Genomic DNA, 26,478 nt, shown 5'->3' on the forward strand with positions numbered 1-26,478 from the left:
GCGGCGGACAGCTCTGCAAGATCGCCGCCTTGGCCGCGCGCTCGCGGTTCGGATATGCCGCTCCCTATTGCGACATACGATAGGAAAGCCCTTTGGGGCCGGCCGACAAGTTGGGACACACCGACCCCATGCGATTGGTCTGACTCAGTCCATTTTCGGCCTTGTGAACGGCGGCGCTGATTCACGTAGCTAAAACCGTCCGCTTCTCCACCGGTTCGCGCGAGAAGCGGACGGTCCGCTTTCCACCCTACCTCGCTGTTTCCAGACGGTCTGAATACCGCCCAGCCAAGCCATTCCTTACCGTATATCTGTGCCCGTTCTATGTGCTGACCCCTGCCTGTTGTCAGGAGAATCCTTAACATTTCTTTACAGCGTGTCCCATTTTACACGTATTTCGTCATGACCCCAGGTTTAACTCATTAAACTTTTCTAATCGTAGGAGCATTTAAATAAGCCTGAGGATTCTCCGGGTCAAACTCCAGACCATTAAAAAATTTCTCTACGCCCCGTGATGTATTTGGCGGAATCGCTTTTTCTTGACCAATCAGTTTAGCTGCTTCTCGCCACAAATCTTCGCGATTTACAGCCTCAATTAAAGGTTTAGTCTGAAATTCTGGGGAACGATGCCCCCATCGCATATCTTCAATTAAAAACCACAAATCATGGCTTTTGTAAGGGTAGGAAGCATTATCGCGCCAAAACTTAATCGCATGAGGACTATTTTCTACGACGCGACCGTTTCCATAATCAAACTTACCCAGTAAGCGATCGCGAAGTAAATCACTTTTGACTCCTATCCATTGGCGTTGTGAGAGAATGCTTACCATTTCCTCCTTATTTTCAGGGCGATCGCACCACATCTGAGCTTCCAAAACAGCAGCTAGCAGGGCTTTAGCTGCTTTAGGATGCTTATCTACCCAGTTACCACGCATGGCGAGTGCTTTTTCAGGGTGATTGTTCCACAACTCTCCACTAGTTACAGCTGAGTATCCAAGCTTCTGTTTAATCAAACGATGATGCCAAGGATCGACCACACAAAAACCATCCATCGTCCCACCGCGCATGTTAGCTACCATTTGAGGCGGTGGTACCACCATCAGGGATGCATCTCGTTCCGGATCAATACCGCCGTAAGCAAGCCACCAGCGCATGAAAAAATCTCCTGTTACCCGTCGATAGGGAATAGCAAAGCGGGAGATTTCTCCAGTCAACGCCTTCTGAGCCAAAGCTGATTTGAGGGCAAAACTGTCCAAACCAAGATTTAAATTTTTATGGGCATTGGCAAGTGAAATTCCTTGTCCATTCAAATTCAAACGAGCCAGGATATATATAGGTATTTTACGACCGTATGTAATCTCTCCTGTAGCGATCAGGTATGTCATGGGAAAGAGTAAATGGGCACCATCCAAGCCACCATCGGCTGAACTTAACATCAGTTTGTCACGCGTAACAGCCCAAGAAGCTTGCTTATTTACCTGGACATCAGGCATACCATACTTAGCAAAAAAGCCTTTAGCTTTGGCAATGATTAAAGGAGAGCAGCTGGTAACGGCGACGAAGCCCAGTTTAGCGGTTGTCACCTCAGGAGTATCGCTATAACCAGCATATACACCTGAACTCAACTGGGTAAGAGGGGAGCCAGAAGTGCCACGATGGGTTATGGTTTGAGTCAGTAGTGCTGCTGCACCTGTGGTTGCTAAAAATTTGCGTCTGGAAAGCTTTGCCATATCGATTCATCTCTTGCAAGTAAACAAATATATATACTTTGATAGTAATAAGCTAATCGTTATTTAAATTGCATCTCTGTATAACAGTATCCCCATGTTTTTCTAGCAAATTTAACTATGCAATTTAAAATGCCGTTATGGTGGTAATTACGAATTCCACTAATAGAAAATTAAGGACTAAAGTCCTTAATTTTCTAAGCACTAAAGTGCTTACTACAAACTTTTCATTACTAGCTTAGATATTGTACTAGCCAAGTTTGTGTGATAGAGTCTAAACTGATTTAGGCAAAACGCTTAAAACTTGGCTTTCTATATATTTAACCTGCTGCTGTCTGTGCAGAAATTGCATCATCTCATGCCGGAGTGCATGATATTTAGTACTATCCATAATCTCCGTCGGGAACCGAGGATATACAAAAGGCACTTCCAAAACTTGATCGATAGTTGCACCAGGGCCATTTTTCAACATTACCACGCGATTGGAGAGCAATAGTGCCTCATCCACATCATGAGTAACCATCATGGCAGTGATATCGTTTGTATTACAAATATGCATCAACTCAGTTTGCAGAGAACTACGAGTCAGAGCATCCAAAGCTCCAAACGGTTCATCCAAAAGTAGCAGCTTGGGCTTAATCGCTAAGGCTCGTGCTAACGCCACTCGTTGCTTCATTCCGCCAGAAAGTTGTGTTGGTTTTTTGCGAATGGCATCTTTCAGCCCCACCATTTCCAGGGAATCAGCAATTAGCTGATAGCGTTCTTTCTTGGATTTATGACGCATTACCTTATTAACAGCTAAGGCAACATTGTCCCAAGCAGTTAACCAAGGTAAGAGGGAATAGTTCTGAAACACCATCATCCGATCGGAACCGGGTCTGCGTACTAATTGACCGTCAACTTGCACATAGCCTTGTGTTGGTTTCTCCAAGCCAGCCACAATATTAAGTAAAGTAGACTTACCACAACCGGAATGACCGATGAGGGAAACAAAATCTCCCGGCATGATTTTCAGGTTAATATCTTGGAGGACAAGATTTTTACTACCATCCGATAGTTTAAATTCCTTTTCTATCCCTTTAATTTCAACAAAACTAGACATATTTATTATGTTCCTTTTATGTCTTATAGCTTAGAAGTTTTTTCTGCAAGCAGGCTATTCTTGTGGAGTTAATTTGAAGGATAGATAAGCCATCATTTTGTCTAGAATTAAACCAACTCCACCCAAGTAAATAATTGCCAAGATGATTTCACTAATATCTGAGTTGTTGTATGCATTGACGATAAAAAAGCCAATTCCGTCGTAAGAAAGCAACATCTCAGCTGCAACAACAGCTAACCAAGATAGACCGAGTGCAATCCTTAAGCCTGTGAAAATGTAGGGAAGTGTAGCAGGCAGTAATATTTTAAAAAAGTTCTCAAAAATTGTGAGTCCTAAAATCTTGGAAACGTTGGTGTAATCTCTAGGAATCAATTGCACACCCAAAGCAGTATTAAGGATGATTGGCCAAATTGCCGTGATAAAGATTACAAAGATGGCTGAGGGATCGGGTTTGAGGAAAATAGCCTGAGCAAGAGGTAGCCAAGCCAGAGGCGCAACCGGACGCAACAGTTGGATAATTGGGTCGAATGCGAGTCTAGTAAATTTGTTCAAGCTAATAATAAAACCAACAAAAATACCTACTATTGCAGCTAGGGAGTAGCCAAAAACCACTCGTCCAAGGCTGTCAATAACCAACCAAAACAATCCTTTGTTATTACCTCCCTTGTTAAAAAAGGGATCGATAATTAAGTCCCAGGTATCAGTTATAACCTTAAAAGGAGAAGGCAGTGATGTTTCAGGATTTAAGCTGATTAAATACCATACAATTAACAGAATTATGATGCCAAAAACAGAGGGAATAATTTTCTTATATTGCTTGTATAAACTATGGTATATATCATTTTTACTGTTTATCAACATTGAGTCAAATCCTCAGGTATAACAATACTAGTTGCATTAAGATCGTACCTATTTGGATAAAAAATAAAAGAATAAATATAGCCAATTAAAATTTGATAAAGTATACAATTTAACTCTCAAATTTAGCTATAGAATCTGTTTTACTTTCGACTTATCCTATTTTTTACAGTTTGATGATGCAAATCTTTTTGGGAGAGCGATCGCAACTTAAATTCTATTAGCTGATAACGCTAGATTGACGAACAAGAAACTCGCGGATAGCTGGGTCTTCTACTAGACCAATGGCACGGGTGTAAGCCTGTTTAGCTTGTGAATTCTGACCCAAATGCTTAAGCAGGTGAGCTTTAAGCGCCCAATATGGCTGATAACTTTTGACAGACTCGGCAGGGAGTGCTTCGAGGAGCGCCAGACCTTGTTCCAACCCTTTGGCTTCTGCGATCGCTGCGGCATGTCCAACTAAAGCACCCAGTGTTGGCGAAAACTGAATCAACCCTTCATATAAAAGTGCTAAAGTCTGCCAATCTGTGCACTCAGTCACTCTACGTTGAGCGTGTGTCGATTGAATAGCAGCTTCCAACTGAAACTTTCCGAGCTTCTTAAATTTTGCTGCTTCGGCAAGTTCGCGCTCCGCCTCGTTTAACATTGGCTGCGACCAAAGTGTAACGTCTTGCTCTAAAAGCGGAATATAAGCACCGTTTTTCGTCCGACGGGCATCACGGCGCGCTTCACAATGTAACATCAGCGCTAATAGCCCCCGTGCCTCAGGTTCTTCTGGTAAGAGCTGTACGCACAGACGTGCCAACCAGATTGCTTCTTCTGTTAAACCCTTACGCCGTGGATCGACCCCAGTCACATTCTCCCAGCCATTACTGTAGGCAGCATAGATTGCTTCTAGCACAGCATCCAACCGCATCGCCAAATCTTTGGCTTCTGGCAACTCGAAGGCAATACCAGCATCTCGAATCTTAGCTTTGGCACGGACGAGCCGTTGGCTCATTGTTACTGGGGCGATCAGAAAAGCTGAGGCAATCTGAGCAGCATTCAGCCCAAGCACTGTTTGCAGCATTAAGGGGGTACGGATACCTGCATCAATCGCTGGGTGAGCACAGATAAATAGGAGCTTTACGCGATCGTCTGGGAACACAACTTCTAGAGATGTCTCCTGTTGCACATCATCAGCTATCAGCTTGAGTGCATAGGCTGCTGAGGCTTTCACCTTAGCGTGTCGGGCATCATCGATCAGGCGACGCCGTGCGCTAACCAGCAGCCATGCTTCTGGATTATCAGGGACACCTTTTTCTGGCCAAGCTTTCAACGCAGCCAGGAATGCATCGCCAAGCACATCTTCTGCAGCAGCCACATCATGTGTGCGAACTGCGAGGTAGGCAACTAATTGCCCGTATGAGTTACGTGCTGCGAGTTCTGCGGCTTGACGTGCATTCACAGTAGTCATTAGCCTTGAGTCATTGGCAGTAAAGGTCTAACTTCAACCGCACCGTCAGCTGCTGTCGGACAACGAGCCGCCCAATCCAGAGCTGCATCCAAATCTGGTACATCTATGAGGTAGAAACCGCCAAGTTGCTCTTTGGTGTCGGCGTAGGGCCCGTCCTGGACATGCCGTTGACCATCGCGCAATCGCACTGTTGTACCAGCATGAGGCTGATAGAGCGCAGCACCACCAGCAATTGCACCAGCTTCAGCCAGAGCTTGTGAGTAGGAGCTGAAAGCGCCCCAATAAGCATCCTTATGCTGTTCATCTGTACGATTATTGAAATTGGTTTCGCTCTCGTAGACTAGGATTGCGTATTGCATGTTAGTTCCTTTGTTGTGAGTTGATTTCGAGTTTGGTATTTTCCGCGCTCAATTATATGACGTGTAATTTATGGACATTTCGACAGAAATCGCAAAATTTTTTTTTGTGAACACCAATTATTGGGTATCGTCCTGTGCTTATTAGTCAAAGCAGGTATTTTCCAAAGCACATCCAGAATAGTAGCCCAAAACTCTTAATTTGTCGTGCATCGAGCAAAATTTATAATTATGCAGATTGGAAGGCTTTTGAAAAGCGCTTCATCATCCAACCCATAACAATAGCGATCGCTGAGGGTTTGTAGCAATACTGAGAATCTCAATTAAGCTGCGTAACTCCTGCTGAATTAAGTTAACAGTACCTCCCGGTAGTGTTGCCAGACTTGTTGGTTCGGTTCTGCTTCGTTATTTGGAATGTCTCTAACGTTAGTCTCGGTATCACCTGCCATCTCACACAGTACCTCATGGACAAATTCTGTATAACCTGCTGGGTTACCGAGCAGTTTACGGAACTTGGCGGCACAAGCTGCTCCCTTAGCCAACTCAGATAGATAAGACCCCGCTGCTGTTCCTAAGGCTTCTATGGTTCCACGTTCCGCACCACAGATTGAGGAACAAGCGTAACCAACACCACCCCAAATATCTGCTTGTCTTATAGAGGAAAAAGCACCTACAGTCACCGAGATCCGAGTGACATCAGTACCGTCCACCAACCAGATGCTACGACCCAAACCCTGGTCAAAGACGCGGCAAGCGTAGCCGACAAGTTGCTCTGGAATAGCTTGACCATCAATATATTCTCGCCATCGGTATATACCATGATTGAAGCCATAGCCATCAATTATCGGCCAACTCCTTATGGGATTAAGTTGTGTTAAATATGGCTTAATGGGCAGTTCGCGTCGAACTAGCATCAAACCCACGCCTAAGTATACCATAGTCTGATAAGCTGTCCTAGCGCCTTCCAGAAATGCCTGCACTCGATTCTGCTTCTTAGGCTTGAGTGCATCCAGCTCGGCAAGACCCATGCCTACCCCCTCTAAGGCGAATCCAAACAACTCGGATTCAATTGCATTCAGTCTGGCTACCAGAGCCTCTGGTTCTTCATCGGCGATTGCTGCATGATAGCCCTGCCACATTCCTTCAGCAACGTGTCCAAATCGCTGCGGCACTCTGGCATTCCTCACTGCAACTTTACGTTCTATCAAATTAGCTTTCATTTGTGCTCTAGCCTCATCTGCGCTTATTCGCCAAGCATCCTGTATCATCTTGATTCTCCTTTTTAAGCAGCATCAAAAATTACTTAAATTTTTGCCAAAAGCTCAGGAAACTAAAGTAAATTGACTCGAATTGTTTAGGTCTAAAGCTGAGATCGAAACATTCTGAATTATGCCGATAAGTTCAGGCGAAGATGTAGGATCAACAGAGAAAATCAATGTTCCAGCAGGTAATGAACCAAACGACTCGCGTAGCAAATAATTATCTGAGTTGCCAAAAAGCTGAATAGTATCAGATTCGGTACTGAAATCAGTTATTAGAGCATAATCCTCTAATCCCTGCTCTAACAATGGGTTAGCGTAGTAGACATTATTGTTGCCACCTAGTACAAATGTATCTGAACCATCACCTCCAATTAGAACGTCTATTTCACCCACACCAAAGTTAGAAATCGGTGTTCCTGGCAATCCCCCAGGATTAACACCAATTAGTACATCATCGCCCTCAGCACCGAGTAACTGATCGTTACCTATATCTCCTCTTAATGTGTCATCTCCAGATCCACCTAACAGGAAATCATCCCCGTCACCACCAGCTACAATATCATTGCCTTTTTCACCATTAAGTTTGTCATCACCTGAGTCACCAAAGAGTTGATCGTTACCCTCTGCACCGAAGAGTACGTCATTTCCACCTCCACCTTTTACCAAATCATTGCCACTGCTAGCTTCTACCAAGTCATTACCAGATCCGCTCTCAATGATGTCATTACCCCGTCCTCCTGAAATCCGATCTTTGCCTGCACCCCCATAGACTAAATCATCCCCAGCGCCGGCTTCAATTTCATCATTGCCATCACCACCGAAAATTTTGTCTGCGCCTCCCTTTCCAGCGATTACATCAGTATCTCCAAAAAGAATATCATCACCATCTCCCCCAATCAGCAAGTCACGTCCAAGTCCGCCCAAAAGCTTATCGTCACCATTACCACCAATTATGGTATCATTTCCCTCTGATGCAGAAACTAGGTTATCGCCATCACCAACAAAAATAGTATCTGAGCCTTTTCCCCCTATAACCAGGTCATCTCCGCTTCCCGAAGAAACGAAGTCATTGCCCTCTCCACCAATAATGACATCATTTCCACCTCCGACTATAATTATGTCGTTTCCGCCAAGACCATCAACTACTGTATCACCTTCAGCATCTTGGAAAATGAAATCGTCTTTATCAGTTCCGGGAATAATAATCGTAGCCATAACTCTTAATTACCCTCTAAAGTGAAACTATTTCAAAAACTACTCTGAAATCCAAGTTGCGTGGAAATCATAATCCAAAAAAGCCTGTAAAGCTTATCAAACAACGAATACAGGCTTTTATACCAAAATGTTCGTACCCATGTCATTTGAGATAGACATGCATATAAGCTGTTTCTCCCCATTCAAATGAGGCAATTTGAATGGGGAACTTTAATTTTGATGCACAAAGTGCATCAAAATTAAATGCAAAATAGCTTATCTAACTGAAGACAAAGGAACCACTAGACGATAACTCCGCAAACGAAACACCTTGAACGATACTAATCAGATCGCCCCGGAAGTAAATTGCTGTTCCTTCTGGGAAGTTAGAAGGGGTTAGACCAAGACTAAAGTTACCACCAGGAAAAGACGCGAGATTTGAAGGCAGTCCAATACGGTCTTGACCAGGCTTAAAGTCAGTAATCAGAGCATAGTCTTTATCCCCTGCATCGTCATAGAAGACTTCGGAGTCTTGGATAATCCGTTCTTCTCCCAGGAAGAAGATATTGCTGCCGCTGCCGCCAGTTAAGATATCAACCTCGTTTTGGCCTTCGCCAGATTCTGGTGTGGAAAAGGGGTTGGCTCCAAAGAATGTATCATTGCCGTTGCCACCCAAGAGAATGTCGCTACCAGCATTCCCAATCAGGATGTCATCCCCATCTCCACCGTTGATGGTGTCGTTACCGCTATCACCATTCAGGCGATCAAAACCATTTCCACCAAAAACTTGATCATTACCTGCACCAGCAAGAGCTCGGTCGTTGCCATCTCCTCCACGGATTATATCGTCGCCATTTCCACCATTGAAATCATCATCTCCACTTCCACCTTTGAGGACATCATTTCCATCTTGCCCAAATAAGACATCATTTCCAGCATTACCGTTTAACTTATCGTTGCCGCCCCCACCAAATATAATATCTCTGCCATCACCACCGTTAACGGTATCATTTCCAGCCTCACCCACGTCTAAGTCTGCATTGAGGTCAAAGTCCGCAAAAACCAGGTCATCTCCAGACCCCGCGTTGACGACATCATCTCCGGCTCCGGCGGTGAAATCATCATTTCCATTACCACCAAAGATTAAGTCATTCCCAGACTCAGTAAAGATGGTATCATCGCCACCTAATCCAGAGATCGTGTCATTTCCCAAAGTGCCAACGAGGGTATTGTCGCTTTCATCGCCACTGAACGAGGTCTGGGTGAGGCTATCAGCGATATCAAAGATGAAGTTACCACTAATTGCTGGAGGTGAAATACCTGCAACTATAGCAATCAGGTCACCCTCGTGATAGATTGCTGTTCCTTGTAGGAGGTTAGAAGGGGCTAGACCTATAGCATAATTACCACCAGGAACAAACTGGAGATTTGAAGGCAGTGCAATACGATCCACACCAGGCTGATAGTCTGTGATCAGAGCATAGTCATTGTCACCTGCCTCGTCGTAAAAGACTTCGGAGTCCCGGACAATCCTCTCCTCTCCCAGGTAGAAGATATCCCTACCTGCACCGCCTGTTAAAATATCTATTTCGCTTGTGTCTTCGCCGGATGCGGGGGTGGAGAAGGGGTTAGAACCAAATAAGATATCGTTACCCTCGCCACCCAAGAGTACGTCGTTACCAGCATTCCCGATCAGAATCTCGTTACCAGCACCACCGTCAAGGGTGTCGTTGCCGCTGTCACCACCAAGTCGGTCGTTGCCAAGACCACCAATGACTTTATCGTTGCCTGCACCAGCAAGAATGCGATCATTACCCTCACCCCCATTAAGGATGTCGTTACCATTTCCGCCATTAAAGTCATCATTTCCATCATCACCATTGACGATGTCATTGCCATCCTGTGCAAAGAAGACATCATTCCCAGAACCGCCGTTCAAGTTATCGTTGCCCCCACCACCGAAGAAAAAATCTCTTCCTTCACCGCCGTTGAGCGTATCATTTCCAGGCTCACCGATGTCTAAGTCTTCGTTGAGGTCAAAGTCACCGAAAAATAGCTCGTCTCCATCCCCGCCATCAACAAAATCATCTCCACCTCCAGCGGTGAAATCGTCATTGCCATTACCACCCAGAATAATATCGTTACCAGTCTCGGTGAAGATGGTGTCGTTGCCGTCTAACCCATAAATGATGTCAGCATCTAAAGTGCCAACAAAAGTATCATCATTGGAAGTACCAAAAAACTGAGCCATACGTTATTTACCTCTTTACTTTTGCAAAGTTATGTGGGGTGTAACTTAAAATCTAAGCAGTACGGTAGTCCTGACGCCGATTTGTATAAGCGTATTGTTTTTATCAGCAAGCGCCACAGTACCGCGTATTCGTTAGTTACTTGAATATTACCATCACCGGCTACAATGATGTCATTATCTGTCTTGGTAAAGATAAATGTATATTTTATTACTAGGATACTATGGTCGTTATAACTGGATGAAAAACACGCGCTCGGTAATGTTGCCAGGTTTGAGATTCTGGTGGTTCGCCATTGGTCGCTAAACTGTTAGCTACAGCATCAGCACCCATTCCCCACAACACCTGACAAGCTAATTCTGTGTAAACTGAGTGATTCCCAAGAGATTGGCGGGACTTGGCAGCGTAAGCTGTTCCTTGGGTTAATTGAAATCGGTAAACACCTGCTGTATTTGTTAGGGCTTCTATGGTTGCACGCTCTGCACCGCCAGCGTAAGCACAGGCGTAACCTACACCACCCCACAAGTCTTCCCGTCTATTTGGTGCAAAAGTATCGATGGTACGTGCGATGTGATTGACATCGCCACCACCGATAAACCAAATACTGCGTCCCAAACCTTGGTCAAAAACACTGCGAGCATAACCAGAAATTTGTTCCGAGATGACTTGATTATCAAGTGAGTCTTGCCAATGGAACATCCCCTGATAGTAGCCATAGCCATCGATCGCTAACCAACTTTTACCAAAGTTGAGTTTTTCTAAATGTGGCTTGATAGGCAGTCTAGCACGAGCCAACATCAAACCCAAACCCACATAAACCCAGTTATGATAAGCTGCACCATCACCTGCAACAAAAGTTGCCATGCGATTTTCGCTGCTGGGTGTGAGTAAGTCGCGTTGTGCTAGACCCATGCCTACGCCTTCGTAACCAAATCCTCGCAATTCTTCATCGATTTCATTCATTTTGGGAGCGATCGCTTCTAAATCTTCACTAGCGATCGCTACATGATATCCTTGTAAAACTGTACTACCAATCTTGCTTAATCGCTCTTGCACTCCGGCATCACTTTTTTGGATTCCTCGTTTAGCCCAAGTATCAGCCATTAAGGTGTTGGCCTGATTTGCTTTAATTTGCATTATCTAAATTATCCTCGTGAAGCAATAAGTACTAAGCTGCTAAGGTTGTTCTAACTGGATGAGGTATCCGTGCCCGATAATGTTGCCATAAGCGAGATTCTGGAGTTTCGCCAATAGTAGCTAAACTATCAGCCACTGCATCAGCACTCACTCCCCACAACACCTGACAAGCCAATTCTGTGTAGACTGACTGGTTGCCAAGACATTGACGGGACTTAGCAGCGTAAGCAGTACCCTGCGCTAAATGCAAGCGATAAGCACCTGCTGTATTTGCTAAGGCTTCTATGGTTGCACGTTCTGCACCACCAGCGTAAGCACAGGCATAACCTACACCACCCCACAAATCTTCTCGCCTATCAAGTGAAAAGGCCTCAATCGTGCGTGCGATGCGATTGACATCGCCACCATCGACAAACCAAATACTGCGACCTAAACCTTGGTCAAAGACACTGCGGGTATAACCAGAAATTGGTTGCGAGATGACTTGATTATCGAGTGATTCTCGCCAGTAGAACATGCCTTGATAGTACCCGTAGCCATCGAGTAATAACCAACCTTTGGTGGTGTCGAGTCTTTGCAAATGCGGTTCTACAGGTCGCCCAACTCTAGCTAACATCAAACCCAAACCCACATAAACCATGTTTGCATAAGCTGCACCATCACCTGCAACAAACGTGGCTATGCGATTTTGGCTAGTGGGTGTCAGAAAATCGCGCTGTGCTAGTCCCATACCGACGCCTTCGTAAGCAAATCCCCGCAACTCCTCATCGATTTCATTTAACTTGGGGGCGATCGCTTCTAATTCATCATTAACAGCTGTGTGGTATCCTTTCATTAACGAACGACCAACCTGTTCTAATCGTTTCTGTATACCACCATCACTTTCTTGCACATCGCGTTCAGCCCAAGTAGCTATCAAATTTGTCGGCAGTGTCGCTTTATTCAAACTTGATTGCCAAGCGTCTTGTATCATCATCGTTCTCCTGATTTAAAAAGCTGGATGCATTGACTTTTCTGGAATCCAAGTTCCGTGGAAACCGTAAGGAACTCGCTGGGGTAGAAGAATGCGGGCTACAGGTTTATCTGTGATGTCTTGGGCATTGACCACTACTAGCTCTGAGGTTTTTGTAGCTGTGTCGTAGACGAAAGTTAACAACCAACCATCATCCTCTTGAGTAGCGTTGGAACGAGGGACAAATATTGCCTCTCCTCCATAGCGACCAGTCCCCCACTCATGCACTTGAGAATAACCATCAGCAAAGTCATACTTAATTAGTGCGTCTAAAGCGAAAATAGGCAGCAGTTCCGGCACTATTCTGGCTGTATAGCCGTATCGATTCTCTCTTCCTACAAATTGCTGATTTAAACTAGGAAATTCTGAAGCCAAATCATCAATTGTTCCTTCTTGCACTGCACCTGTGCGGAGATTGAATTGCCAGCTATATAACTGCGGTTTATTGACCTGATTGTAACATAAATTTGTCTTTGTAGGTATGTTCAGTAGTTGAGCATCATCTGTGCGACAGCCAATGACGACGACTTCTTCTTCTGTTTCATAAGCGTTGAGAGTATGTAAAACATAGCAGGTAGAAACTTCAAACCAGCGGATATTTTTGCGTACACCGGAGGGGTTGCCAAAGGCATCGCCATGACGGGGAATAATACCAAAGCGGCTGGGCAGATTTGGTTCAAACATATAAGCTGGTTCTCTGCGTCGTAGCCTTTCTAAGCTAAATGTCAGGGGCAAATCCATAAATATTGTGTAGTTTGCAGTGATAGCAAAGTCATGCATCATCACCCCTGTAGGCAAATCAATGGGAACTGTTCTTAGTAACTCTCCCTTGGCTGAAACCACGCTGTATCTTAAATAAGGTGGCTCTAGTAGAGAATATCCAAAAAACATCATCTCCCCAGTTACAAAATCAACTTTGGGGTGAGCGGTGAAGGGAGAATTCAGTTGATTTCCATAAGTGAATGGCCCGATTGTTGTCAAGTCAGGTATCGTAATTTCGTATGGTTCGGCTCCTTCCCAAAGTGCCAATAATTGACCTGCGTGCCACACTATGCCAGTGTTAGCAGTGTTCTTGAACGGACTGAAAAGATTATTAGGAGGGTTGTGAAGTTGTGGCGATTCCATCAGACTTGTCCAGATGGCTCGACCTACTTTCTGCTCCAGTTTAAATCCCCGTGTCTGGACATAGCGGTTGCGGTAAGTGGCTTTACCATTACTAATCTGCACCCCATGCAACATCCCATCTCCATCAATCCACTTGTAATCACCTTTGGGAGGAAACTGGGGATTAGGGCCATTGCGGACAAATATTCCTGATAAATCAGTTGGTAATTCTCCAATTATCGGGAGGTCATCGGCTGTGATTTCTGTTTGTACTGGAGAAAAGTTATCTGTAAGATAGGGACTAATTTCTTTTGCGACGATCATAGTCAAGACTACTTGATTAGTAGATTAGAAATTCAGAATCAGTTGGTTGAGAATATTATTACTTAGTGTTTCTTTTTCTCTGGATAGGGAGGATATCTCCATTTCAAATCAATAAGAAAAGATTTATTTAATATGCCTCTTTGATAAGAAAAGTTATCAAAGCCAGCTTTACCATGATAACGACCCATTCCACTAGCACCAACTCCACCAAAAGGTAAAGAAGGAACAGTCAAATGCATAATGGTATCGTTAATGCAGACTCCACCAGAGACAGTTTCTTGTAGAATCCGCTCTTGATTTTTTTTATTACTGGAAAAGAAGTATAAAGCAAGGGGTTTTTGTTGTCGATTCACAAGGGCGATCGCTTCTGATAAATCTGTATATTCTATAACAGGAAGAATCGGCCCAAAAATTTCCTCTTGCATGATATTGTCTTGCCAAGAGACTTGATCGATAATAGTAGGAGCAATATAAAGATTCTCTAAATTCGTTTCGCCTCCCACTAAAATCTTACCACTTTCTAACAATTGCGAAAGGCGGCGGAAGTGTTTTTGATTTATGACTCTAGCATAGCTTTTACTTGCTGAAGGTTCGTCGCCGTAAAAAATTCGTATTTGTTTTTTAATATTAGTCAATAAATCTTGTTTAATTTTGCGATTTACTAACAGATAATCAGGTGCAGTACAAGTTTGACCTGCATTAAAGAATTTACCCCAAACAATTCTTTTAGCTGTATGTTCAAGATGAATATTTTCATCAACAATACAAGGACTTTTTCCACCTAGCTCAAGGGTAACTGGAGTTAGATTTTTAGCGGCGGCTGCCATTACAAGTTTACCAACTTCAGTGCCACCAGTAAAAAAGATATGATCAAAATTTTGTGACAATAGTTCTTGACTGGTTTCAATACCGCCTTCAATCACTTCAATAAAAGATGGATCGAAATTTTCATCAACTATTTTTGCTATGACTTCAGAAGTGTGATGAGCTATTTCTGATGGTTTTAAAATCGCACAATTCCCAGCAGCGATCGCACCCACCAATGGCGCAAACATTAAATGAAATGGGTAATTCCAAGGGGCAATAATCAGAATCACACCAAGAGGTTCAGAACGAACTTGGGCAGAAGAAAGAAACTGATAAAAGGGAGTAGCAGCCTTCTGTGGTTTTGTCCATGCTCTAATATTGTTGAGAGCATATTTAATTTCTTCTAAAACTCCAATTATTTCAAAATAAGCTTCAAAGCCTGATTTATGCAAATCAGCTTTTAAAGCTTGAACAATATTATCTTTATTATTCTCAATTGCCTGTTGAAGGATTTTCAGTTGTTGAATCCGAAAATCAATATTTTTGGTTTTACCAGTATGAAAAAACTGTTGCTGATATTCAATTTCATTATAATCTACTTGAGTTAGCATGGCTTTTTAGGTGTTAAACGGTAGTTATACAGTAATTGAAAGAAAGGATGGCAGTAGCTAAATATACAAGTCTTAGAGGATGTTTGAAAAGTGGTTGGCTGTGATTTTAGGCACTTATTGATCCCCCCTAGCCCCCCTTTTTAAGGGGGGAACTGGAATCAAAGTCCCCCTTAAAAAGGGGGATTTAGAGGGATCTAGAACGTTTTGATACCGATAAGAGGACTTTTAAAACAACCTCTTAAAACTCAACTGCCATTTTCATATTTGTTGTTATTCTCCAGCTAAAATTAAGACTTGATTTCCGCTGGCAGTGTGACTAATTCTGGAACCTTTAGTGTATTTTTGTCCTTTAAGCTTGGGAATTCATGAGTCCCATTTGGTAACGTCTTTTCATTAGCCAAACCAATCCAGGGCTGCAAGTCGGGTTGATGTTGGTAACTCTTGAAATCTTCTCTAGCTTTTGCAGTGATACTGTTGTCTGGCACACCTTTGGTTTTCAATTTGAAAATCCAGTTATCCCAACCAGCTAGAGCAGATGCTTTTAGCAAAGCGAAAATGTGCTTAAGATTTTGTGGTGCTAACAAACCTTTTAGTCCAAAACCCTTCCACAGAAACTTCAGGTACCAAATAGCAACGAAAAAGTGAGTGTATTGCATAGATACAAAAACATTAGTTCGTTGGGGTTCGTACTTGGTGAGGTGGATGTATTCGTCAAAATCCCGGCTCATTATGTAATTAAAAGGCAATTCATCTGCTCGATGGGTGTACATAAACCCGATGTTGGCGTTCTTCTCTGCCAACTCTGTTAACTGTTTGTAGACAGCAGTTAATATTTCGGTAATATATACACGACCTGGTTGCTTAATTTTTGCCAGGAATTTCAAATCTAAATGCCACTTACCGACATACAAAGGAATCATCATACCAAACCACCACATGTTTTCTATGAACATGCGATGACTCATGATGCTAGCGTTACCAAGATGCTTAGGATGATGGCTGACAAGAAGATTGTTGCGATCGATCATCCCTAAATTAAAACCGTTGTAAACCGCCCGCTTCTTCTCTGCATCTGGCTCACCTGCTAACTTGGCACGAATCACTTCTGTAATAGTGTCTATTTCAAAGGACATCATCGTCATTCCCATCGAGTAGAAGGGATCGAAGATAGCTGCTGCATCACCAATTACATACCAGTTATCTTTTGAGAGTATGGTCTTGCTCTTGTGCGCTAGCTTGGGCCAGTAATGGAAATCAATTTCCTCTCCGCTCTTGAGCAGTCGATACATAATGTTATGGTTTGCTTCTAGAAAAGCATAAAACTTTTCTTTAGTGTTGACAGTCTGGGCCTGAATATAGTCGTGATGATGGACTAATCCGATTGACAACTCCATATTTTGGGTATCTGTAGGAATCATCCAAATCCAATGCCCATGTCCCATCCAGTGATTAGTAGCATAGTAGTGGCTACAAGTTGAAACTAAAGGATCGTAACCACTGTGAAAGATAGTGCGATCGACATTTTTAACGCGCATCCATGCTGAACCATTGTTAACACCACGGACGTTTTCAGGGCCAAACAACACATTATCTGTCTTGCGACCGATGATAAACTTGCGTCCTGCCGCATCAATAACATGTTTGGCTTTAAGTTCGAGATACTCACGATCGAGTTTGACTTTCACCACGTTCAGGCCATCCCCAGACGTTAGGTCAACATCAACAACACGACCTTGATAAAAGACAGCGCCCATTTGCTGATTCATCCTCAGCACATCCCGCTCAAATTTGGGGCGGTGAATCAGAACGGAAGCCAATGGTGGTTGCCGAATAGCCCAGAGATGATGATAGTCATTAATGTTTTCTGTACTTTCTGGATGCTTAGGCCAATGAAAGTTTAAACCAAATTTTGGCGGATGATGCTCAACCATGTAGTCATAAAGACCCAACTCCTTGCAGATCATCAGGGTAGAGATTTCAACCGCTGACTCACCCACTTTCAAATCCTTTTCTGTCCGTTCTTCAGGACGAGGATCGACCAAAGCAATTTTGATATTAGGAACATTAAGTAGTAGGTGGCGAGCTTGACATACTCCCGCCAATCCAGCACCCATAATGACTACATCATAATCAGAGGTTTGGCACTGAGTGTTGTTCATTGCATTTTCCTTTTTGCTAACTAGAAAATTTGATGAATTTGAAAAATTTCGTCGGAAAGTTCAGGACTTTTGAGTTACTTCTTTCCTTTGTGTCCTCTGTGAGCTTCTTTATGAGCAAAAGCAGGCGACTCTTTTAGAGAATTCTTAAAAGTAGACGTTTTGCGGCTACTTTTAAACACAATCTAGTACAATCTCTAAGCTAGTAATGAAAAGTTTGTAGTAATAACTTTAGTGCTTAGAAAATGAAGGACTACTAGATAGGATCGCTATAACTCAGATGCGACTAGCTCTTGCTCTTGCAATTTTTGAGATTCAGCACTCTTACTTTTGATCCAAGGCTCCAATTCAGGTTGATGTCTATAACTCTTGAACTCTTCTGTTACCCTAGCAATTTCGCTATTAGCTGCCATACCTTTGGTCTTGCGTCGGTAAATTAGATCATCCCAGCTAGATTGAGCAGATGCATTGAGTAAAGCAAAAACATGTTTTAGATTCCCTGGTGACAACACACCTTTTAGTCCAAAACCTTTCCACAGGAATTTGAGATACCAAAGAGCAACAAAGAAGTAAATGTTTTTCATGTATGCAAAAACATTGCATCTTTGAGGTTCATATTTTGTGTTTTGCAAATAGCTATCAAATTCTTGGGTCATGTAGTAACCGAAGGGTAATTGCTGCCCTCGGTGGACATACATCATGCCAATATTAGCATCTTTTTCTATGAGTTCATTGAACTGTTCATACACATGAGACATCAATGTTCTGATCACTTGACGACTTTGTTGGCTAAATTTGCGGAGAAACTTCAAATCTAAATGCCATTTGCCAACATACAAAGGCACAATCATCCCGAACCACCACATGTTTTCTAGATAGACGCGCCAGCTCATGATGCTAGCATGACCAAGTTGTTTGGCGTGGTCGTGGAGAAGATGATTGCAAGATTCTACATACCCAAGATTGTATGCATTATAAACAGCCCGCTTCTTCTCTGCATCCGGTTCACCTGCTAATTTTGCTCGGATAATTTCTGTGACACTTTCCATTTGAAATGTCATCATTACCATTCCTAAGGAATAGAAAGGATCGAAGATGGCAGCTGCATCACCAATCACATACCAATTGTCTGGAGAAAACAGAGTTTTACTCTTGTGTGCCACCCTTGGTAAGTAATGAAAGTCAATGTCTTCTCCACTCTTGACTAGTTGGTAAAGAATGTTGTGATTTGATTCTAAAAAAGCATAAAACTTTTCTTTGGTGTTAACGCTCTGCGCTGGGATAACTTCATGATGATGGGATACCCCTACCGACAATTCCATAGTCTGAGTATCTGTAGGAATGACCCAGATCCAATGGCCGTGACCCATCATGTGATTAGTGGCATAGTAATGGCTACATGTAGCACCTGTAGGATCATAACCACTGTGAAAAATGGTGCGATCGACATTTTTAACCCGTACCCATGCAGAACCATTGTTAAGATCAGCGAGTTTCTCAGGGCCAAAGAGTAGATTGTCTGTTTTCTGACCAATGATAAATTTGCGTCCTGCTGCATCAATAAGATGCTTGGCTGTAAGTTCTAGGTAGTCATTACCTATTTTCACCTTAACATTGTTTGGGATATCACCAGAGCCTAAATCAATATTGACTACACGACCATTGTAAAAGTCAACTCCCATCTCTTTATTCATTTTCAAGACATCCCGCTCAAACTTGGCGCGGTTCATGAGAACGGAAGCTAGCGGGGGTTGTTTAATAGACCAGACATGATAGTAGTCATCGATGGTCTGTGTATTTTTTGGGTCTTTGGGCCAATGATAGTTTAGTCCAAATTTCGGCGGATGATTCTCAATTAAGTAATCATAAAGACCCAATTCTTTGCCGAAAAAGAGAGTGGAAACTTCGACAGTTGACTCACCAATTTTTAAATCTTTTTCAGTCCGTTCTTCAGGACGTGGGTCAATTAAGGCGATTTTGATGTTGGGAATATTCAGCAGCAAGTGACGAGCTTGACATACTCCAGCGATCCCAGCACCCATAATGACGACATCGTAAGCTTGAGACTGAGTTGTGTTGTTCACTGACATTTCCTATTTCGTTGACTAAAAGTTTTGCGACGTGAGCAGATTTTTGATTGATTAAAGTTAGTTAAATTGAGCCAGCAATCCAATTTAAAGAGCGGAATGGGACAACAACTAGGGCAATTATTCTTTCAGGGCTGCGTGTCAGTTGAATGGGAAAAGTGAGAACTTTAAGTTGACTGTTAGCAGCCACATCACTGAATAAAATGCTATCCCCTTCTATGCGTTCGATCGCTAGGTTAATGTCTTTTACCTTAGTCGCCTTACGCAAGGCTTCTATGGCTGTCCAAATCCGCGTACCAGCCCGATCTACCGAGTCTTTGCTTTCTAGTTGTTGAATTAATGGGTATCGAGAAGAACTCAATAAGGCAACCCAATCTTCCACACTTCGATGAGTTACTGGTTCAATGTCACAACCCTGCATTCCTCGACCGGCAACACAGAAACAAACACGTTCGTCATGGGCAAGCGATACTTCTATTTTTTCTTCTGCGAGTCCAACAACGACTGGTTTGCCAGATTCAGTCCACTGAATCCGCACTTTGGATATGAGATTAGCATTATTGTTCAGCAATTGAGCGATCGCTCTATGGAATAGAGGTAGTTCCAGTTGATGACGTTCCGTGGGTAATAGTGCATGGATACCAGGAAGATAAGCCAATGATATCTCTGGTGCAACGACTTTGAATAAAGGCGATCGATTGCTCAATTCTCTGTAAAGAATCTGTTCATCCCTCTGGCTGGGATCGGCCAAATCTTCAGCAGTGGGATTCTCTTCACGGTGTTCTAGTATCCGCAATTGATAGCTACTGAGTCTTTCCATAACACGCCCATCGGGAGCTAAAAGAAAAACATTACTGTGATACTGTTGACCTTTTCGCCCTTGGGGTGTGGTAACACCAATATATGAACCAGTTCCATCTCGATCTGATTGATCAATTTCAAGACTGTCGATGCGGATGGGCAAACAAAGATCCTGCGGAATTACTAGTTGTCCAGCTTGCAGCAATGAGTCTCTGCAATAAGGATCTCCGAGCAAGAAAGGCCCTTGCGCTCTATCTAAAGATTGTTCTTGCTCCTGGGCAGAATACAAGTTTCTATGGGTTTTGAATACACACCTGTGAGAATTCAGGCTATAAATCTCTTGTAAACGCTGAAACTTGGGGCCTTGGAACAGTAACCAACTATAAAGATCCGCTTTCGGCTCAATATCTAGAGGTACTTCTGGAAGTTCAACCTGTTCTACAGATGGATTACTTTCAACACCTAGTAAAAATGTGGCTGAAAAATGGCTGATGGCAAATCCTGTCTGTTCGGTTTTGATAGTTACATAAACTTGCTGTGGATCATTTTTCAGTTCTCGTTCAAGTACCTCTGCATGAATTTCTATGTCCACTCCTTTGTCAGGAGCTACAACAATCGGACGTTCCAAACGAATATCTTTTATCTGCACAGTTGGTAAGGAATCTTTGCCAGTGACATAGGCAACTGCTTGTCCCATAGCCTCCAAACCGAATACAGTCGGGAACAGATATGAACCTTTATAGAGGTGATCCTGTAAGTATGAATCCCGCTCAAGACTGAGGTGCGCTCTCAGAACAACCTCTACACCCGGTTGATAAATCAGAATCTTCTCTAAAAACTTTGACGAAGCAGGAGGTGAGAACAATCCTGGATACCAGGTATCAAAACCACTCGATTCAAAAGCAGCTAAGGTTTGCATAGGTGCTGTGATCACAACTCGCAAATCTGCGGGTTCATTTTTGATTAGATGCAAGAATCGACTAACGCCTGCATCTTTGGGAATGGCACTAATACCCATTTTGTTCAGGCTCCGAACGCTGCCCATCCGCGCTCCCATTCCTACCTCTTCCCACACACTATATGCCATTGAAATCACGGCGGTTTGAGGGTGTTGAGCTTTAAAACGGCGTAAAATCAGATCCAAAGTTTCATTAGAGAAGCCATACCAAGCATTGCGTTGCATCCCTGTAAAGCCGATGACCGAGGAAAAACCGGCGAAAAGCTTCAGTGGTGTAGCTTCCAGTGCTTTGTATAGATTAATCAAACCGAGAAGTTTAGGACTGATTTCATCAAATGCTGCTTCTGTAGAAACTTGCTCAATCAGTCTTGGCTTATTGAGGGCAGCTCCGTGAATTACTCCTGATATCTCACCTAGTTCTTGTCTGACTTTTTGCAAGAGATTTACTACTGCCTCGTAATCAGCAACATCGCACGCATAGTAGCAGCAGGTTAGTCCTTCAGCATGAAAGCGCAGGAGAGTACGGGTAATATCAGAACTACTACTTTGTTGAATGTTGTCATCAGGATGGGGTGAACGTCCCACAAGTGCCACACGGATACCTGTGTCTTTAGCTAGAGCCAGGGCACACTCGGCAGTAATGCCTTTTGCTCCACCCGTGACGAGGATGACATCCTCAGATGACCAGGTAATTTTGCGGTCTAGATAATCCACAGGTTGCTGCACCTGAGGTCGAGGAACGTAGCGCTTGAGATCGGCATCGTAACTTACAGTTGTATAAACATGGGGAGTAGAGAGTTCTCTGAAGACACATTCTGCCAGACTGCTGGGATCTACCGTGGGGGAGAAATCAACTACCCGAACTTTGAGATCGATTCGCTCTAGATGCAAACTCGCTGCAAACCCAACTGTACAGCATTGTTCAATATCTGCTAGTGGTAGTTGCGCTCCGAAATGTCCCCCACTAAATTGGACATAAGCAACTGTTGTATGGTCACGGGATGCTAGAGGTGGAGTGGCGACACTGCGTAACCGTTCAATCATGCCAATCAAACGGGCTTCTGACGACAATTGGGTGTTGGGTGTACAAGGCAATACTGCAATGAAGTGAGTTACATCGACGTTGTTAGTTAGTGTCTGAGGGCTGACTTCTGCAAAGGTTACACTTTGAACTTGAGCACCTTGAGTGCGAAGCTCATCAGACAAGACTGCTATTTTGTCTGCATTACTGAATTCGTAAAGAATCAGCACATTCGCAGTTTTCCAGTTTTCTGGCATCTGTCTGCCTAAAGCAACTGAGGGAAGTTCCTCTGGAACATTTTGGATGATGTAATCACGCACCAGTTGCTTACGTGTTAATTCTGGCCCGCCTGCTGGTGTTTTGCTGTTGTTTTGATTTTTGAAATCTTGCTTTAAAGAAACTGTTGAAATCGGTTCTAAGATTTTAATTCCATTCCCGTTATTATTTGGGATGAAATTATGAATTGTTTCAGCAATCTCTTGAATCGTGGCATTGGCTAGAGAAGGCGGGTCAATTTTCCCAGCAGCACCAAATAGCTTGGCGGCTTCTGCGACAACTTCACCGGCTTTGATGGAGTCGAGGTTGAGATCGTCGAGTAATCGCAATTCTGCTGTGATACTTTCTCTGACATACCCTGTTTGTTGGATAATTAGGTCGGTCAGTGAAGAGGCGATCGCATCAGTTGTACCCATCAAAGTTGTCGATACTAAAGAAGCTGCTTCATTACCATTCGTACTGCGATCGTTTGACATAAAACTGCGAATCGTTTCGGCAATCTCTTGAATGGTGGCATTAGCTAAAGCAGGTGGGTCAATTTTCCCGGCGACACCATATAGCTTGGCGGCTTCTGCGACAATTTCACCGGCTTTGATGGAATCCAGATTGAGATCGTCAAGTAATCGCAATTCTGCTGTGATACTTTCTTTGACATATCCTGTTTGTTGAACAATCAAGTCTGCCAATAAAAACTCAACACTCTGATTACCATTTGCCACAACGCCATTGGTTTGCACAGGCTTAAGTAAGGTAGAAATAGCAGTATGAAAGCCATTACCATTAACTGTGTGAGTTGTTCTGGCAGCATTTTGAGGAGTTGCGACTAAAGGCATTTGCAGATCGGCTCGGATAACTTCAGCAATAAACTTACCGCGTCGAGCTAAATAATCTTGCAGCACCTCTGGTGAAATATGGTTGTGTTTGCCAAACACTGAATAATTCAGCAAGCTTTCAGAAGTAATTTCCAAGGATGGAGATGAGTGCGTTGCAGATACAACATGAAATGGTCGTTCTACAGGATTGTCGATGAAGATGCGTTCTGAGGCTGGTACAAAAGAACGTATAAGCCGACCTTCGTAAAGTGCTTCCCAGTTGATGTCATGACCACGAGCAAATACGTTAGCTAACATCATGTTCAACGACTGGTCAAATCCAGGTTTGGCTTCCACAGGCAGACATTGCAGCCCTTGCAACCCGTTGATGTCGCTTACCAATCCAGAGAGTACTTTTCCTGGGCCAACTTCTATTAGCAGGTCGCATGTCTGCTCTAGAGTTTTCACCAGCGATACAAAGTCCACTTGCGCTAGTACCTGATGGGCAAAGTGGTCGCGCAATTGCAATCCTGTTGGCGGCTGTTTGCCATCTACAGATGAAACAAGGCCTATAGTGGTCTTCGGGAGTGTATCTGGAACTAGTTCATAGTTGTGTAGGTATTTGGCAGCTTCCGAGACAAGTTGAGAGTGAAAAGCATTAGAAACTGGAAGCTTGTATGTCTTGATTTCTTGAGCAGCGGCCAGTTCAATTACTTGTTCAATGCTCAAGTGCTCACCAGATATGACTATCTGGGTAGGACTATTGATATTTGCAATAACGGCATAGCCATTGACTTGTTTTAACAATTCCTCGGCTTTGTCACGGGAGCAAGCAATACTTACCATGCTTCCCCCCATGCCTTGGCCAGAAGCAGACATGGCACGTCCGCGAACAGCAGCTAAACAGATCAAAGTTTGCTCGTCAAACGCACCTGCTGCGTGAAAAGCAGTTAGTTCCCCCAGGCTATGACCACCTACGGCGATCGGCTTTAATCCTAGATGTTGGAGGTAGTGCATCCAAAGGAGGGAAGCGAGGCAGATGGCTGGTTGAGCGATTTCAGTTTGGGCGATTTTCTGAGACCATTCTTCAAACTGCTCTTGATTGATAGCACGATCTACAGGTTTATAGATCGATTCACTAATACTTGGGGCGCCAATTTCTTGCAGCCATTTGTCAGCTTGATTTACTAGTTCTTTGGCCCAGCTAAAGCGTTGTACGAGGGTACGGGCCATATTCAACTTTTGAGAACCTTGACCGGGGAAGAGAAAACCGATGCGGCTTTGCTGGACTTGATTGCCAATCCAAATTCCTTGCTGCGGGTTGAGGATTATTTCTCCCTTAGCCAGTGGTTTAGCATTCAACAATTCTTGCAAGAAACTCAGACGTTCAACTAACTCTTCAGGTGAACGGGCGATGAGTGCTGCTCGTACTGGTAGTTGTTGGTTTAGTTGTTGAGCAAGATGTGCAGCTAGATCAATTAGTTCGCTTAAACTCAATCCTTGTACTTTCAGAAGTAATGCATCTATGCCTTGTAACAAAGCTGGGATTGATGCTGCACTCAAGACAAAAATCTCTGTTTCTTGAGCAGAAACTAACAAAGCCTGCTCATCAATTAATGGTTCAAGTTGAGTAGCAGGAGCATCGCCAGATTCTAAAGTGACGTGGCAATTGATGCCGCCAAATCCCATTGCGGAGACTCCAGCCCTGAGTGTATCTGTTGTCTGGCGAACTTCTCCTTGAAGCACCGGGTAAAGACAGCGAGCAGCTTTGTCAAATACTTCGTTTGGTTCATTGCAGCCAGCCAATGGCGGTATAATGCGGCGGTTAACAGCCATAACAGCTTTGATGAACCCTCCAATGCCTGCTGCGGCTTTGGTATGCCCAACTAGGGATTTGAAAGAGGTAATACCACAAGAGCGGGAAGGTGTTTCACTGTTTGCACCCATAGCTAGGGCAATACCTTCTAGTTCGACGCGATCGCCTACTGGTGTTCCTGTACCATGACCTTCTATAAAATCAACGTTACTTAAGCTGTAACCGGCTCGGTTATAGGCACGGCGTAGTGCTTTAGCTTGTCCTTCCCGACTCGGAGCTGTTAGACCTCCTTTGCCATCAGATGATATTCCCCATCCATTCAACACTGCATAGATATAATCATTGTCAGCACGAGCATCTTCTAAGCGCTTCAAAACGACGAAGCCAGACCCTTCTCCAGGGATAAAGCCACTGGCTTTTTGATCGTAAACGGTCATATCTTTGCTAGTCAGGGCACCTGTTTTGGCAAATCCTACTAGTTCAAAGGTGTCTAGACTAATATCTACACCACCAGCCAGTGCCAAATCGAGGTCGCCGTTGCTTAAAGCGTTAGCAGCAGTGGCAACCGCAATTAAGGACGAAGAACAAGCTCCATCTACTGTATAACCACCGCCATGAAAGTTAAAAAAGTTACAAATTCTCCCAGCAATAGTGTTAGAAAGGTTGCCGGATAATGTGTCTTCGGTAAATGGTGAGAATACTGACTTGTAGTATTCTTGCATTGCTATTGCCAGTTCATCTATGACTTGCAATGGTAAACCTTTCGCCTTTGCCGCTGCGTGTATTACCCGTTGGATAAATGGCCAGCGTAGTCGCATGTTGTTAGAGCGTGTTTGTTCCCCTGTTAAGGAATTACCGAGAATTACACCTGTACGTTCATTGGGAACATTTACTCGTGTATAACCTGAATCCTCTAAAGCTGCGATCGCTACTTCTAATGCCACCCAGTGAGCGATATCTGCTGTCTCTACTACAGTTTTAGGAATGCGCTTACTTGCCCAATCGAACTCAAAACCCTCAATCACAGCCATACGTTTCCCGTAGGTTTTGTCTGGAACTGTTGGATCTGGATCGTAATAATCTGCAAGTGGTAGCCGCCGATCTGGCGATTCTCTAAATTGTCGTCGTCGCGAAAGTATGTTTTCCCAAAGCTGTCGTAAATCCCTTGCACCAGGATACCAACACCCCATACCAATAACCGCAATTCTAGGTTGAGATCCTTCTATGTACATATCTGTAATAACTTTGCTTCAAACACAAAATTGAATAAATCAAGAAAAATTTAGTTCATGTTATTGACTTGGAAGCAGAAAGTAAAAATCTTATTTTCCCAACTCCCTACTTCCAACTCCGTC

The 26,478-nt window shown here is 43.6% G+C and carries 15 protein-coding genes; all 15 read right to left on the reverse strand.

The window, feature by feature from the left end:
• Positions 1-419: 419 nt before the first annotated feature.
• Positions 420-1,727 (reverse strand): CmpA/NrtA family ABC transporter substrate-binding protein, encoded by a 1,308-nt coding sequence (locus LC653_RS24785; protein ID WP_229497371.1) that lies wholly within the window; start codon positions 1,725-1,727, stop codon positions 420-422.
• A 271-nt stretch (positions 1,728-1,998) separates the two neighbouring features.
• Positions 1,999-2,826: an ABC transporter ATP-binding protein gene (locus tag LC653_RS24790; protein WP_229497372.1), complete on the reverse strand. Its 828-nt coding sequence runs from the start codon at positions 2,824-2,826 to the stop codon at positions 1,999-2,001.
• Positions 2,827-2,880: 54 nt separating this feature from the next.
• Positions 2,881-3,687 carry a nitrate ABC transporter permease gene (gene ntrB / locus LC653_RS24795; protein ID WP_229497373.1) on the reverse strand — a complete coding sequence of 269 codons (807 nt, stop codon included), beginning with the start codon at positions 3,685-3,687 and terminating at the stop codon, positions 2,881-2,883.
• A gap of 217 nt (positions 3,688-3,904) precedes the next feature.
• Complete coding sequence (locus LC653_RS24800) at positions 3,905-5,140, reverse strand: RNA polymerase sigma factor (RefSeq protein WP_229497374.1); 1,236 nt, start codon at positions 5,138-5,140, stop codon at positions 3,905-3,907.
• Positions 5,140-5,499 carry a YciI family protein gene (locus LC653_RS24805; protein WP_229497375.1) on the reverse strand — a complete coding sequence of 120 codons (360 nt, stop codon included), beginning with the start codon at positions 5,497-5,499 and terminating at the stop codon, positions 5,140-5,142. The genes LC653_RS24800 and LC653_RS24805 overlap by 1 nt, the downstream gene beginning before the upstream one ends.
• Before the next feature lie 344 nt (positions 5,500-5,843).
• A complete protein-coding gene (locus tag LC653_RS24810; protein WP_229497376.1) occupies positions 5,844-6,716 on the reverse strand; it encodes a DUF1702 family protein in 873 nt (290 codons plus the stop codon).
• Positions 6,717-6,818: 102 nt separating this feature from the next.
• On the reverse strand, positions 6,819-7,973 hold the full coding sequence (locus tag LC653_RS24815; protein WP_229497377.1) for a calcium-binding protein: 1,155 nt from the start codon (positions 7,971-7,973) through the stop codon (positions 6,819-6,821).
• A gap of 259 nt (positions 7,974-8,232) precedes the next feature.
• A complete protein-coding gene (locus tag LC653_RS24820; RefSeq protein WP_267923169.1) occupies positions 8,233-10,203 on the reverse strand; it encodes a calcium-binding protein in 1,971 nt (656 codons plus the stop codon).
• 211 nt (positions 10,204-10,414) lie between these two features.
• Positions 10,415-11,338, reverse strand: a complete 924-nt coding sequence (locus LC653_RS24835) for a DUF1702 family protein (RefSeq protein ID WP_229497378.1) — start codon at positions 11,336-11,338, stop codon at positions 10,415-10,417.
• 31 nt (positions 11,339-11,369) lie between these two features.
• Positions 11,370-12,314, reverse strand: coding sequence for a DUF1702 family protein (locus LC653_RS24840; protein ID WP_229497379.1), 945 nt, complete (start codon positions 12,312-12,314; stop codon positions 11,370-11,372).
• A gap of 12 nt (positions 12,315-12,326) precedes the next feature.
• Complete coding sequence (locus LC653_RS24845) at positions 12,327-13,775, reverse strand: carotenoid oxygenase family protein (protein ID WP_229497395.1); 1,449 nt, start codon at positions 13,773-13,775, stop codon at positions 12,327-12,329.
• A gap of 65 nt (positions 13,776-13,840) precedes the next feature.
• Positions 13,841-15,196, reverse strand: coding sequence for an aldehyde dehydrogenase (locus LC653_RS24850; protein WP_229497380.1), 1,356 nt, complete (start codon positions 15,194-15,196; stop codon positions 13,841-13,843).
• A gap of 287 nt (positions 15,197-15,483) precedes the next feature.
• The gene (locus LC653_RS24855; protein ID WP_229497381.1) at positions 15,484-17,355 is read right to left on the reverse strand and encodes an NAD(P)/FAD-dependent oxidoreductase; all 1,872 of its coding nucleotides are present in this window, start codon (positions 17,353-17,355) and stop codon (positions 15,484-15,486) included.
• 266 nt (positions 17,356-17,621) lie between these two features.
• Positions 17,622-19,394, reverse strand: coding sequence for an NAD(P)/FAD-dependent oxidoreductase (locus LC653_RS24860; protein WP_372478222.1), 1,773 nt, complete (start codon positions 19,392-19,394; stop codon positions 17,622-17,624).
• 109 nt (positions 19,395-19,503) lie between these two features.
• A complete protein-coding gene (locus LC653_RS24865) occupies positions 19,504-26,355 on the reverse strand; it encodes a type I polyketide synthase (protein WP_229497383.1) in 6,852 nt (2,283 codons plus the stop codon).
• Between the last annotated feature and the right edge of the window lie 123 nt (positions 26,356-26,478).

The organism is Nostoc mirabile CHAB5784 (assembly GCF_020829645.1).
Taxonomy (GTDB): Bacteria; Cyanobacteriota; Cyanobacteriia; order Cyanobacteriales; family Nostocaceae; genus Nostoc; species Nostoc mirabile.

Coding starts and splice junctions, on each gene's coding strand:
- LC653_RS24785 (WP_229497371.1), bottom strand. CDS start 1,727: ATGGCAAAGCTTTCCAGACGCAAATTTTTAGCAACCACAGGTGCAGCA.
- LC653_RS24790 (WP_229497372.1), bottom strand. CDS start 2,826: ATGTCTAGTTTTGTTGAAATTAAAGGGATAGAAAAGGAATTTAAACTA.
- ntrB (WP_229497373.1), bottom strand. CDS start 3,687: ATGTTGATAAACAGTAAAAATGATATATACCATAGTTTATACAAGCAA.
- LC653_RS24800 (WP_229497374.1), bottom strand. CDS start 5,140: ATGACTACTGTGAATGCACGTCAAGCCGCAGAACTCGCAGCACGTAAC.
- LC653_RS24805 (WP_229497375.1), bottom strand. CDS start 5,499: ATGCAATACGCAATCCTAGTCTACGAGAGCGAAACCAATTTCAATAAT.
- LC653_RS24810 (WP_229497376.1), bottom strand. CDS start 6,716: ATGAAAGCTAATTTGATAGAACGTAAAGTTGCAGTGAGGAATGCCAGA.
- LC653_RS24815 (WP_229497377.1), bottom strand. CDS start 7,973: ATGGCTACGATTATTATTCCCGGAACTGATAAAGACGATTTCATTTTC.
- LC653_RS24820 (WP_267923169.1), bottom strand. CDS start 10,203: ATGGCTCAGTTTTTTGGTACTTCCAATGATGATACTTTTGTTGGCACT.
- LC653_RS24835 (WP_229497378.1), bottom strand. CDS start 11,338: ATGCAAATTAAAGCAAATCAGGCCAACACCTTAATGGCTGATACTTGG.
- LC653_RS24840 (WP_229497379.1), bottom strand. CDS start 12,314: ATGATGATACAAGACGCTTGGCAATCAAGTTTGAATAAAGCGACACTG.
- LC653_RS24850 (WP_229497380.1), bottom strand. CDS start 15,196: ATGCTAACTCAAGTAGATTATAATGAAATTGAATATCAGCAACAGTTT.
- LC653_RS24855 (WP_229497381.1), bottom strand. CDS start 17,355: ATGAACAACACTCAGTGCCAAACCTCTGATTATGATGTAGTCATTATG.
- LC653_RS24860 (WP_372478222.1), bottom strand. CDS start 19,394: ATGGGTGCTGGGATCGCTGGAGTATGTCAAGCTCGTCACTTGCTGCTG.
- LC653_RS24865 (WP_229497383.1), bottom strand. CDS start 26,355: ATGTACATAGAAGGATCTCAACCTAGAATTGCGGTTATTGGTATGGGG.